This is a genomic window from Ruegeria sp. CDSA033, assembly GCF_059612305.1.
The window spans coordinates 1-12,040 of the sequence record NZ_JBXWQI010000018.1 but is presented as its reverse complement, the minus strand read 5'-3'; the positions used below and the strand labels follow the sequence as shown (position 1 = coordinate 12,040).

The following is a 12,040-nucleotide window of genomic DNA, read 5'->3' as shown; positions in this document are numbered from 1 at the left end:
TTTGGTATTTTTCCCGGAAATTAACACAACCATTACAAACCTTACCTTTGTAGCCAAGCTTCGAACGCCCGGTTCGAGCCGACCACGTTTCAGTGATTAGCGGGGCAGGGGGGCCTTGTTGCAACTGCACCGAGGTCAGTTCCGAGCCCAGTGTTCCTATTCTAAACCCGCCTAGTCGCACCGCCTTGTGGAAACAGAAGCTATTCTCTAGTTAAATCCTATGCGGAAAAAATCACTGGGTCGAGTGAAGACAGTTGCAGCCATCTTTGGTCTCGTTTTAATCGGTTTGGTAGCTTGGATGGCCAGCGAAGACTGGAGATACAGCAGATTTCCAAATTCGTGCCCGGTTGCTCGAAACCTTCCCGAAAACGCTGTAGTCACGAAATGTAACTACGATGGCCTCATTGATTTTACAGTTGATTTTCAAGCTACTGGAAGTCGAGCGGACATGAATCATTTCATTGAGTACATCCAAAGTGGTCTTTCTAACCCAAGATTGGATTGGGACGCGACCAACTTGATAACTGGCGCAGCACCTAACTCGGAAGACCGTATTCAAATTAGGGCAGACCATGGCGTGTGGGTCTATTTTGAGTGGGATCAGGGCGTGATTTCAATGTTGTACAGCGATGGGTAGCGTCGCTACTGTTTAGCGATGAAGCTTCAACCGCAAAACGGCAGCGTGGTTCGCATAGCGGACATTAACATCGCCAACAAAAAAAGCCGCGCTCGAAAGCGCGGCTTTAATATTTGGTGGAGTGCAGTTCTTAGCCCTGGCGAGCTTTGAACTTGCGCTGCGTCTTGTTGATCACGTAGACGCGGCCTTTGCGACGCACAACACGGCAATCACGGTGCCGGTTCTTGAGCGAGCGGAGCGAGTTCTTGACCTTCATGGGTCTGTCTCCAATCTGCGGCGCCTTCATCAAGGACGTGGCCAGCGCCTGGGTTTGCGGGTGTCCCGGGTCAGACCCGAAACAGTGAATAGATGGTGGGCGGTACAAGGATCGAACTTGTGACCCCTTCGATGTCAACGAAGTGCTCTACCGCTGAGCTAACCGCCCACTTAACCTTTGCGTTGCCCTGCCCCATAACGAAATGGGGCGCGGAACCCCGCGCCGGTAGCGGGGTCTATAAAAGGAGTCGCAAAGGGGTTCAAGGGGTTTGGTAGAACTATTTTCCGGTCTATGTTCAATGCGAACAAGGAGTCACCATGAAGAACGCTGCTTACGTATTGGATATGCCCGTCAAGCGCACGTCTTGCGTTGTATTTTCTTCTCCTCACAGTGGCCGGAACTACCCCGAAGCGATGCTGAACCGGACGGTTCTGAGCCAGAATGTGATTCGATCTTCGGAAGATGCATTCGTGGATCAGTTGTTTTCCGCAGCGACTGACCATGGTGCGCCCCTAATATCCGCAACAAAATCAAGGGCCTATCTGGATCTTAATCGCAGTGCTGAGGAGCTGGACCCGGCCTTGATCCAAGGCGCGCGTCGCCACGGGCATAACCCGCGTGTCGCTTCGGGGCTGGGCGTGATTCCCAGGGTCGTCGCCAATGGGCGCGCAATCTATCGCGGGAAGCTAACGATGGATGAGGCGCGTTTGCGCATCGACACCTGCTGGCGTCCTTATCATGCGCGTCTCAAGTCGCTGCTGGCCGAATCGCACGCCGCTTTTGGTCAGGCCATTTTGATTGATTGCCATTCGATGCCGCATGAAGCGGTTTCGATGGCCAGCACGACCACGTCCCAGCGCCCGCAGATCGTGTTGGGTGACAGGTTTGGCGCTTCGGCTTCGACCGAGATTGTGGACCGGATCGAATCCGCGTTTGCCTCGGCGGGTCTGATCGTGGCGCGCAACGCGCCTTTCGCGGGCGCCTACGTGACACAGACCTATGGGCGGCCCGGGCGCAATCAGCACGCTATCCAGGTTGAGATCGACCGATCTCTGTATATGGATGAGGTCAAAATCGCGCCGAACGGCAATTTCGCTGCGTTTCAGGACGTATTGCGGCAGGTCATACGGGAAATCTCGGGTATTGGCCGCGATCCGTTGCGTCTGGCGGCTGAGTAACCTCAGCGCAAAGCCCGGCCTTTGACAATCGCATCCGTTCCGAATCTGCGCCGGATTTCATCCGTTGCGCGTTCCGCCTGAGACCGCCTTGACGCGTCGGGATCCAAAAGGTCTCCCGAGATGTCCGCCTGATCTTCGGGGCACAGATCGGATATTCCGCAACCCAACAGACGATATGGCCCTTTGTCGCCGACCTGATCGAATAGCCCACGTGCGGTGCGGTAGATGCGGTCTGCGATCTGCGTGGCGTCCCGCAACGAGACACGTCGGGTGATGACCTTGTGGTTTGCTTGTTTGAGTTTCAGGGTTACGACCCGTCCGGCCAGCTCTTTGGCTTTGGCGCGATCCGCAACTTTTTCGGACATGCGCCACAGATGCCCGTCAAGGATGTCCAGGCTGGCTGTATCCTCGAAAAAAGTGGTTTCGTTGCTGATCGACTTCATTGGTTCGTGCGAAGACACGCGCCGTTTGTCCTGACCGCGCGCCAGATGCCATAGCCGATACCCCATAGATCCGAAGCGGGCTGTCAGTGCCTCCTGATCCCAGCGTAATAAGTCCGAGAAGGCGCGGATGCCGGCACGATCCAGCGATTCCTGTGCCGCTGGTCCGATACCCCAGATCAGGCGCACCGGTTTGTCGTACAGAAACTCGGCGGTCTCAGCTTTTCCAATAACTGAAAACCCACGCGGCTTGTCCAGATCTGAGGCGACTTTGGCTAGAAACTTGTTGTGCGACAGACCGATCGAGCCCGTTACACCCAGTTCGTCCTTCATCCGCTTAACCAGCCTTGCCAGCATGGCCGCAGGTGGCGCGCCATGCAGTCGCTGCGTACCGGACAGATCCATGAATGCTTCGTCCAGTGACAGCGGTTCGATCACGGGAGTCAATTCGTCCATCATGGCTCTGATCTGGCGTGACACCTCGGCGTAGACCGACATGCGAGGCTTGATGACAACGGCGTCCGGACACAGTTGCAAGGCTTTGAACATTGGCATCGCAGAGCGGACGCCCCGAATACGCGCCACATAACAAGCGGTCGAGACGACACCGCGTTTGCCGCCTCCGATGATCACCGGTTTGTCGGCCAGATCGGGATTGTCCCGCTTTTCAACCGAGGCATAGAATGCGTCGCAATCCATATGCGCGATGGACAGATCGAAAAGCTCGGGGTGCGTCTTGATCCGCGGGCTGCCGCAGGAAGGGCAGCGCGCTTCCTGTTCCAGAATCGAAAAGCAGTCGCGGCATAAAGCGGGCATTACATTTACATCTCAGTTTTATGCGCTTTGTCATATCAGGCGTTACTGGCTAAAATTTATCTGGTCGGGCAGCAAAGAGAAAGCGCTCATGCAATTCACGGGGGCGAAGGTCGCACTGTTTCTTGGATCGGACCTGTTGGTGATTCAACGGGACGACAAGAAGGACATTCCATTCCCGGGCCATTTCGACTTTCCCGGCGGTGGGCGCGAAGGGGCAGAAACGCCGCTGCAATGCGTCAGGCGCGAAACATTGGAAGAAGTCGGTCTGAACCTCGCCAAGGCTGACTTCGTCTGGTCGCGCATGTATGGGCAAAACTGGTTCTTCGCAGCACACCGGCCAACCAGCGACGTCAACCTGATTAGGTTTGGCGATGAGGGGCAGGGATGGTGTTTGATGTCGCCGGACATTTACCTTGAGAATGCATTGGCGGTGCCGAATTTCGCGATCCGCCTACGTGAGTACTTGGTCCAAGGTAGGCCGTCTTTTGACATGTGAGGTTTTCAGAAGAAGACCCCCCGCGATTGGCGGGGGGAGGTGACGGACCTCAGGAAGAGATGGTCCGCGGGGAGTATCACGTCCCCAGAATCGCGCAAATTCCGGGATTTAGATAGGATCCAGATCACACAGAGAAAACTCGCATATCTCATGTGTGTTTTGGGGCACAGGGACGATTTGGCGCGGAAATGGCAAAAAGTGACGTAAGGTCAACTGCTTGAGTCGCGGAAATCGACAGTAATTGCCTGCGCGGACGCGGCCATCCGGCATCAAACCCTAAAAATTTTAACCTGCAAGGCGTCGAGAATTAAGCCCTGTTCGGTGCTTTTGCCTGCGGTGAAGCCAATTCGGCAAGGATTGCCTCGGCAGCAGCTTTAGGGTCGTCAGCCTGATAGACAGGTCGACCCACGACGATGTGGTCCACGCCATCTGCGACGGCATTTGCGGGTGTAGCAACGCGTTTCTGATCGCCAAGCGCGGCACCTGCGGGGCGGACGCCAGGGGTCACAATTAGACGACCTTCGGCCTGGGGCAGGGCACGGATTAGCGCGGCTTCTTGCGGGCTGGCGATGACGCCGTCGGCACCAGCCTCAAGCGCGCGTGCAGCGCGTTCGACAACCAGATCCTGAACGTCGCCCTCTTTCAGAAGGCTGGCATCCAGGTCGTCGCGGTTCAGCGAGGTCAGGATGGTAACGGCCAAAATCTTGAGGTCTTTGCCAGCGGCCCCTTCTTTCGCGGCTCGAACCACATGCGGATCACCATGCACTGTCAGGAAATCCAGATCGAACTGCGCCAGCCCGCGAACGGCGTTTTCGACGGTGTTGCCGATATCGAACAGCTTCATGTCCAAAAAGATGCGCTTGCCGTGTTCCTGTTTCAGTTCATTGGCTAATGCCAGCCCGCCACCGGTCAGCATGCCCAGCCCAATCTTGTAGAAGGAAACGCTGTCGCCCAGCTGTTCGGCCATGGCCAGCCCCTGCAGGGCGTTGGGAACATCTAGGGCTACGATCAGGCGATCATCGGACATGGGGCAGGCTCCTTTTTGGCAAACGTCTGCGTCCTAGCGGTTTCGGGCGGCTGTGTCCATGCAGGGCGCGCGGGTGATCGAGATCACGCAGCTTTGGACCAACTGTGATATGGTGCCGACCATCCACAAGAATTTTCGATGGGGGAACTATGAAACAGGTTTTTGGAGTTGGGATTATTCTGATCTTGGTGGGATGTCAGGATATGCCACTAGAAAATGAGGCGGCAGATACGGTCATCAAATCTCCGACCAATGACAATTTGCGGTTGGTGGGGGGGTACCGTTCGACCGACGATGACTGCCAATTGACGGGTGAGACGTCGTTCACGGTCAATTTTCTGGATGATGCAGCAGACCTTGTTTCCTGCCCGACGGGCAGCGACGCCGCGCAATCGCTGGTGGACATGTACGCCGCGCGCGAGGTTGCGCAGACCGGTGGCTACACCGTCTATTCCATACCTCGACGATAAGTCTGAAATTGCGCGCCAGCCTCTTGAATGAACAAAGATATTTCCCAGATTGAATGTGAGGCCCAGACCGACGCGTGCCGCCAAGCGGGCGCATCACATTCAGGGCGCTTAGGAAAAGGAGAATACTATGGACTTGAACAAGTTCACCGAGCGGGCACGGGGATTCGTGCAGGCGGCGCAGACGATTGCGCTGCGCGAGGGGCACCAGCGACTGATGCCCGAACATCTTTTGAAAGCATTGATGGATGACGATCAGGGGCTGGCCAGCAACCTGATCACGCGCGCCGGCGGCGCGCCGACCCGCGTGGTCGAAGCGCTGGACGCCGCGCTGTCTAAGATTCCGAAGGTCAGCGGTGATGCGAGCCAGATTTACATGGATGGCCAGACCGCCAAGGTTTTTGCAGAAGCCGAGAAAATCGCGACCAAAGCAGGCGACAGCTTTGTGCCCGTCGAGCGCGTTCTGATGGCGCTGTGCATGGTGAAATCCAAGGCCAAAGAGGCGTTGGAAGCCGGTGCCGTATCTGCGCAAAAGCTGAATGAAGCGATCAATGACATCCGCAAGGGTCGTACGGCTGACACCGCATCGGCGGAAGAAGGCTATGACGCGCTCAAGAAATACGCGCGCGACCTGACCGAGGCTGCGGCTGAGGGCAAGATCGACCCCATCATCGGGCGGGATGAAGAAATCCGCCGCTCGATGCAAGTTCTGTCGCGTCGTACTAAGAACAACCCGGTTCTGATCGGTGAGCCCGGCGTCGGTAAAACCGCGATTGCCGAGGGCATGGCCCTGCGCATCATCAACGGCGACGTACCGGAGTCGTTGAAAGATAAAAAGCTGCTTGCGCTCGATATGGGTGCACTGATCGCCGGTGCAAAATACCGCGGTGAGTTCGAAGAACGCCTCAAAGCTGTTCTGACCGAGGTCACCGAGGCCGCCGGTGAAATCATCCTGTTCATTGATGAGATGCACACATTGGTGGGCGCTGGTAAATCCGATGGCGCGATGGACGCTGCGAACCTGATCAAGCCTGCGCTTGCGCGAGGTGAGTTGCACTGTATCGGTGCGACCACGCTGGATGAGTATCGCAAATACGTGGAAAAAGACGCGGCCCTTGCGCGCCGGTTCCAGCCGGTTGTGGTGCAGGAGCCGACTGTCGAGGACACGATCAGCATCCTGCGCGGCATCAAGGAAAAGTACGAGCTACACCATGGTGTGCGTATCTCGGACTCGGCTTTGGTGTCGGCAGCGACCCTGTCGCATCGCTACATCACTGATCGCTTCCTGCCCGACAAGGCAATCGACCTAGTCGATGAAGCGTCGGCTCGCTTGCGGATGGAAGTGGACAGTAAGCCCGAGGAACTCGATCAACTGGATCGCCAGATTCTGCAGATGCAGATCGAGGAACAGGCGCTGAAGCTCGAAGATGATGCGGCCTCAAAGGACCGTCTGGAAACCTTGCAAAAGGATCTGGCCGATCTGCAGGAGAAATCTGCCGAGATGACCGCCCAGTGGCAGGCTGAACGCGACAAGCTTGCTGGCGCGCGCGATTTGAAAGAGCAGCTCGACAAGGCACGCGCTGATCTGGAGATCGCCAAGCGTGAAGGCAACCTCGCCAAAGCGGGTGAGCTGTCTTACGGCGTCATCCCAGAGCTTGAGAAAAAGCTGACCGAGGCCGAAAATGCCGAAAGCAGCCAGATGATGGCCGAGGAAACGGTGCGTCCGGAACAGATCGCTTCGGTGGTTGAACGCTGGACTGGTATCCCGACCTCGAAAATGCTGGAAGGCGAGCGCGAGAAGCTGCTGCGGATGGAAGACGATCTGCATTCCCGCGTGATCGGTCAGGATGCGGCGGTCACTGCTGTGGCCAATGCTGTACGTCGCGCGCGTGCGGGCTTGAACGACGAAGGCCGCCCGCTGGGCTCGTTCCTGTTCCTCGGGCCCACGGGTGTAGGTAAGACCGAGTTGACCAAAGCCGTGGCGAACTTCCTGTTCGACGACGACAACGCGATGGTGCGTATCGATATGTCCGAGTTCATGGAGAAACACGCGGTTGCCCGTCTGATCGGCGCCCCTCCGGGCTATGTCGGCTATGACGAAGGCGGCGTGCTGACCGAAGCCGTGCGGCGCAGGCCCTATCAGGTCGTGCTGTTCGATGAGGTCGAAAAGGCGCACCCGGATGTGTTCAACGTGCTGTTGCAGGTTCTGGATGATGGCGTTCTGACCGATGGTCAGGGCCGTACCGTGGACTTCAAGCAGACGTTGATCATCCTGACGTCGAACCTCGGCTCTCAGGCGCTGAGCCAGTTGCCCGAAGGTGCGGACAGCGCGCAAGCCAAGCGTGATGTGATGGACGCGGTCCGGGCGCATTTCCGGCCCGAGTTCCTGAACCGTCTGGACGAGACGATCATCTTTGACCGGCTTAAGCGGGAAGACATGGATGGCATTGTCGATATTCAGATGGCGCGTTTGCAGAAACGCTTGGCCGCCCGCAAGATCGAGCTGGTCTTGGATGGCGCCGCCAAGGAATGGCTTGCCGACGAGGGCTATGACCCGGTCTTCGGTGCCCGTCCGCTCAAGCGGGTGATCCAGCGTGCCTTGCAAAACCCGCTGGCCGAGGCGTTGCTTGCTGGTGAGATTAAGGACGGAGAAACCGTCCCTGTAACCGCCGGACCCGATGGCCTGATCATTGGCGACCGACTGGGCACGTCCGAGCGTCCGCGCCCAGATGATGCCGTGGTGCATTGATGAAATCGGACCGAGCGCGGGGAAGCTCGCGCTCGGCAACCCAAATTCTGAGTGGTTTGAACCGAACCGCCGGCATATGTGCTGTCAGCCGCAGGATTGCTTTGGACAAATTCAACTAAATCTGCGAAATACTGAGGTCAGCAGTGCGCCTCAGATTTCGGAATGATTTATGAATTTTGAAAGCCCAGCAACTTTGGATATCGAAATCGATGTAAAACAATCGCGGACGATTACTCGGCTGCTCCGACATTATCGTAACGCTGCGCCGAGTGGCGACGACCCTTTTTCGTTTCTCAAATTCGCGATCGGCCATGTGGGCCGATCAAAGAGCCAGATGTTTCAGGACCTATGGGCTCTTTGGGAATGCGGCGGAAAAAAGGGCGGGTACTTCGTCGAGTTCGGCGGTGCGGATGGCATAAAGAACAGCAATACCTACATGCTTGAAACCGAAATGGGTTGGTCTGGTATTGTGGCAGAACCCAACCCGGTGGTTCAGGACGCTCTGAAAGCCAACCGGAAATGCTTCGTTTCCAATAAATGTGTGTATTCTCGCAGCGGTGAAAGGATCCCATTCCTGTCCTGCGCGAATAATCAGTTGTCGAGAGTTGCTGAAATTGTTCCCGAAGATCGCCAGGAGCGAGATGGTGGCCGTGAAAACGCGGAAATGGTTGATGTAGAAACGATTACCTTGAATGAGCTTCTTGAGGAAGCCGGTGCTCCTGCGGTAATCGATTTCATGTCCGTCGATACCGAGGGCTCCGAACTCGAAATTCTAAAAAATTTCGATTTTTCGAATTGGGATGTTAGGACAATTTGCATTGAGCATTCCAACGCTCCGATGCGGGAGGATCTGTATAAGCTACTGACCTCCAATGGGTACAAACGGAAATGGGCTCATCTAAGCAAAATCGACGACTGGTATGTGAAAACAACTTGATCTACTGCCGCTGTCCCACTTCTGAGGCAATCACCAGCAACCCGAATGGAAGTGAGCCCACTGGGACAGTGGGCTTCTCTAGGTAAGTTAAAGCAATCACAACATCGCGAAAATACGCGCGGGTCCTCCGGTGCCACCAGCGTGTTTCGGGGCACCAATCACAATCGTCGCGCCAGCGGCCGGCACACGATCCAAGCCTGCGATATTCTCAATTCCGAAACGGCCCGTGGGCAGCCATGCATAGTGAGTTGCGAAGCCGGTTGAGATGCCGTGGTCAAGAGACAGCGTGTCTGATGCAATAGAGCGCGCGCCGGTTTCTTCGATCAACATCATTGCGGCTTCGGGGTGGAAGCCGGGGTAATGTTGTGCCTGACCGTCGAAACCGCGATACGCGTCGCTGTCAGCTTTCGCGGCCCAACCGGAATACAAGGCCACGCAAGCGCCATCCGGAATGTCGCCGTTGGCAGACATCCATGCCTTCAGATCATCCGGGGTCAGCAGCGTATCAGCATCCTCGGCGGCCCGCGCCGCGATGTCGACGACGCATAGCGGCGCGACAAGATCAGAGACCGGGATTTCATCCACCGAGGCACCGTCCGCCGAAAAGTGCAGTGGCGCGTCGATATGGGTGCCCGTGTGTTCATTGACCGTCAGGCGCTGCAGGTTAAAGCCGTGTTCGCCGAAATTGAAAACCTGTTCGGACGCATATCCCGGCTCACCAAAAAAAGTTGGGAAATCGGCGCTGAGCGTGTGGGTCATGTCCTCAACCTTGCCCACGCCAGCGGCCAGGGCAATTGGTGCACTGGCCCCGGTGGCGGCAACGGCCACACCAGTGGCGGCGGCGGCTTTGAAGAACCCTCTTCTAGACAGCATACGGTCTTTGACCGCGTTCATCACGCAGATGTCACACATTCGTCTTCTCCCTTTAGTCTTGCCCGACAATCGGGTGGACAGCGGATCTAAGGGCCTGTTGGCCAATCCTGGCAACAAGACTGCAAGTTGCGTGAAGCAGTTGTAAAGATTGAAGGTCCGGGTATTCCGCCCGAATTGGGCGTTGCGAGTTCAACTTGGCGTGACAGGTGCTAATGGTTTTGGCGCAATTCGCCCTTGGGGATGTCTGAGGTGATTTGGTATGGACTTGGCGTGAAACGTTACAGTCTCTTCTCCCAATCGTGACGCATGTTGCCTTGGCGGTGTGGTATCAGCGGATTAACTGGAATCTCAGGCTAGCTTACCAAGGAGACTTAAATGGCGCATCGCTGGACCAATACACTGACACATGCCGACGTCACGCCACAGGCGGCGTTTTTGAATCGGCGGCAGGTGATGGCCGGCCTGGCGGGTGTAGGATTGGCGGGGCTGGCCAGACCGGCAGCGGCGCAGGAAGCTCTTGAACCCAACACTTGGGAAGAGATCACCTCGTACAATAACTACTACGAATTCGGGACCCGCAAGGACGATCCCGCGAAATACGCGCATACCCTGGTGACCGAACCCTGGAGCGTCACGATCGACGGTCTGGTCGACAAGCCGGGTGAATATGACTTCAAGGACATCATGTCCGAGATGACGGTCGAAGAGCGCATCTACAGATTCCGCTGTGTCGAGGCCTGGTCGATGGTGGTCCCGTGGAATGGCTTTGAACTGGCGGACCTTCTGAATATGGCTGGCGTACAAGAAGGCGCCAAATACGTGGCCTTTGAAACGGCATACCGACCCGATGAGATGCCAGGTGTTCAGTTCCCGATCCTCGAATGGCCATACCGGGAAGGCTTGCGCCTGGATGAGGCGATGCACCCGCTGACGATCATGGCGACTGGTATCTACGACAAACCTATCCCGAACCAAAATGGCGCGCCGCTGCGTCTGGTGGTGCCGTGGAAATACGGTTTCAAGTCTATCAAGTCTATTGTCCGCATCACCGTTTCGGATGTCGAGCCGCCCACCAGTTGGAACATGTCTGCCCCGCGCGAGTATGGCTTCTATAGTAACGTGAACCCCAACGTGGATCATCCACGCTGGTCGCAGGCCTCGGAACGTCAGATTGGCGGCGGTCTCTTTGCCAAGCGTATCCCGACGCTGATGTTCAACGGATACGAAGATGAGGTCGCAGGACTTTACGAAGGTATGGATCTGAAGGAATTCTACTAAGACCATGCAGACGCTGAATCAGATATTGCGCCGCATTCCGGTGTGGCTGGTCTACTTGCTGGGGGCGCTTCCGGCGCCCTGGCTGTTTTACCAGGGGCTGACCGGCGGTTTGGGCGTGGATCCGATTGAGGCGTTGGAACACCGGTACGGCGAACTGGCGCTTCAGCTGTTGATCGTCGTGTTGGCAGTTTCTCCGCTGCGGCGGTTCTTTGGGCTGAACCTGCTCAAATTCCGCCGCGCGCTGGGCGTGCTGACCTTTGCCTATGTCAGCCTGCATCTTTTGGTGTGGCTGGTGTTGGATGTGCAGCTGCCCAGTCAAATCTGGGCAGATATCTTGAAGCGTCCCTATATTACAGTCGGCATGGCAGCGTTTATCCTGATGATCCCGCTGGTGGTAACGTCAAACAACCTGTCCCTGCGCAAATTGGGGGCCCGTTGGCGCATCCTGCAGCGGCTTGTCTTTCCCGCCGCGATTCTGGGTGGGCTGCACTATGTTATGCTTGCCAAAGGATTTCAGATCGAACCGCTGGTCTACCTGTCTCTGATCGTCAGCCTGATTCTGCTGCGCATTCCGGTTTCTGGCCTGCTGACCCGGTTCCGTACGGCCGATTCCGCCTGACTCGGTGCCGACTCTGTGGGTAACTCTGTCTAAAGCTCCAAATTCGCCGCCGGTTGCTCTGACGACCGCATTTATTGGAGTGGCTGTTGGTGCATAAATTATTGTTTTTTATCCACAAAATATGATTTTTCGGTTTTTTGCAAGTTTATCGTATTTTCTGCTTGCGGCTTTGTTTGGTAAACCTTAGAACCCCCTTCACCGGCGCTGCTGAGGCGGCGCTGACGGGCCGGAGAGACGGTTGGACGGGTTGGAGAGACAGCCGGACGC

At 56.5% G+C, this 12,040-nt stretch carries 11 protein-coding genes and 1 tRNA gene; 7 read left to right on the top strand and 5 right to left on the bottom strand.

Translation table 11 applies throughout. The features are described from left to right. Positions 1–767: 767 nt before the first annotated feature. Together ykgO and AC2FLA_RS18350 are read right to left on the bottom strand one after the other, a co-directional pair. A complete protein-coding gene (ykgO, locus tag AC2FLA_RS18355; protein WP_005648635.1) occupies positions 768–893 on the bottom strand; it encodes a type B 50S ribosomal protein L36 in 126 nt (41 codons plus the stop codon). A 93-nt stretch (positions 894–986) separates the two neighbouring features. Continuing rightward, positions 987–1,061, bottom strand: a tRNA-Val gene (locus AC2FLA_RS18350). Between the two features lie 149 nt (positions 1,062–1,210). Here AC2FLA_RS18350 and AC2FLA_RS18345 point away from each other — a divergent pair. Then, positions 1,211–2,071, top strand: coding sequence for an N-formylglutamate amidohydrolase (locus AC2FLA_RS18345; protein WP_108861831.1), 861 nt, complete (start codon positions 1,211–1,213; stop codon positions 2,069–2,071). Between the two features lie 2 nt (positions 2,072–2,073). Here AC2FLA_RS18345 and AC2FLA_RS18340 read toward each other — a convergent pair whose 3' ends face one another. Then, the gene (locus tag AC2FLA_RS18340; protein ID WP_496724198.1) at positions 2,074–3,327 is read right to left on the bottom strand and encodes a DNA polymerase IV; all 1,254 of its coding nucleotides are present in this window, start codon (positions 3,325–3,327) and stop codon (positions 2,074–2,076) included. Positions 3,328–3,415: 88 nt separating this feature from the next. Between AC2FLA_RS18340 and AC2FLA_RS18335 the strand changes: the two genes are divergently transcribed. Further along, the gene (locus tag AC2FLA_RS18335; protein WP_496724196.1) at positions 3,416–3,823 is read left to right on the top strand and encodes an NUDIX domain-containing protein; all 408 of its coding nucleotides are present in this window, start codon (positions 3,416–3,418) and stop codon (positions 3,821–3,823) included. 307 nt (positions 3,824–4,130) lie between these two features. Here the strand turns inward: AC2FLA_RS18335 and pyrF are convergent, their stop codons facing one another. Beyond that, a complete protein-coding gene (pyrF, locus tag AC2FLA_RS18330) occupies positions 4,131–4,850 on the bottom strand; it encodes an orotidine-5'-phosphate decarboxylase (protein ID WP_496724194.1) in 720 nt (239 codons plus the stop codon). Between the two features lie 149 nt (positions 4,851–4,999). Here pyrF and AC2FLA_RS18325 point away from each other — a divergent pair, with 149 nt between their 5' ends. From AC2FLA_RS18325 to AC2FLA_RS18315, 3 genes are all read left to right on the top strand, one after another. Beyond that, positions 5,000–5,320, top strand: coding sequence for a hypothetical protein (locus AC2FLA_RS18325; protein ID WP_496724192.1), 321 nt, complete (start codon positions 5,000–5,002; stop codon positions 5,318–5,320). A gap of 127 nt (positions 5,321–5,447) precedes the next feature. Next, complete coding sequence (clpB, locus tag AC2FLA_RS18320; protein WP_472722286.1) at positions 5,448–8,066, top strand: ATP-dependent chaperone ClpB; 2,619 nt, start codon at positions 5,448–5,450, stop codon at positions 8,064–8,066. 169 nt (positions 8,067–8,235) lie between these two features. Further along, on the top strand, positions 8,236–9,003 hold the full coding sequence (locus AC2FLA_RS18315; protein ID WP_496724189.1) for an FkbM family methyltransferase: 768 nt from the start codon (positions 8,236–8,238) through the stop codon (positions 9,001–9,003). A gap of 96 nt (positions 9,004–9,099) precedes the next feature. Here the strand turns inward: AC2FLA_RS18315 and AC2FLA_RS18310 are convergent, their stop codons facing one another. Further along, positions 9,100–9,915 (bottom strand): cyclase family protein, encoded by an 816-nt coding sequence (locus tag AC2FLA_RS18310; RefSeq protein ID WP_496724187.1) that lies wholly within the window; start codon positions 9,913–9,915, stop codon positions 9,100–9,102. Positions 9,916–10,251: 336 nt separating this feature from the next. Between AC2FLA_RS18310 and msrP the strand changes: the two genes are divergently transcribed. Further along, positions 10,252–11,154: a protein-methionine-sulfoxide reductase catalytic subunit MsrP gene (gene msrP / locus AC2FLA_RS18305; RefSeq protein WP_496724185.1), complete on the top strand. Its 903-nt coding sequence runs from the start codon at positions 10,252–10,254 to the stop codon at positions 11,152–11,154. A 4-nt stretch (positions 11,155–11,158) separates the two neighbouring features. After that, entirely contained in the window at positions 11,159–11,773 is a 615-nt protein-coding gene (gene msrQ / locus AC2FLA_RS18300; RefSeq protein ID WP_496724183.1) for a protein-methionine-sulfoxide reductase heme-binding subunit MsrQ, read from the top strand. Positions 11,774–12,040 lie beyond the last annotated feature (267 nt).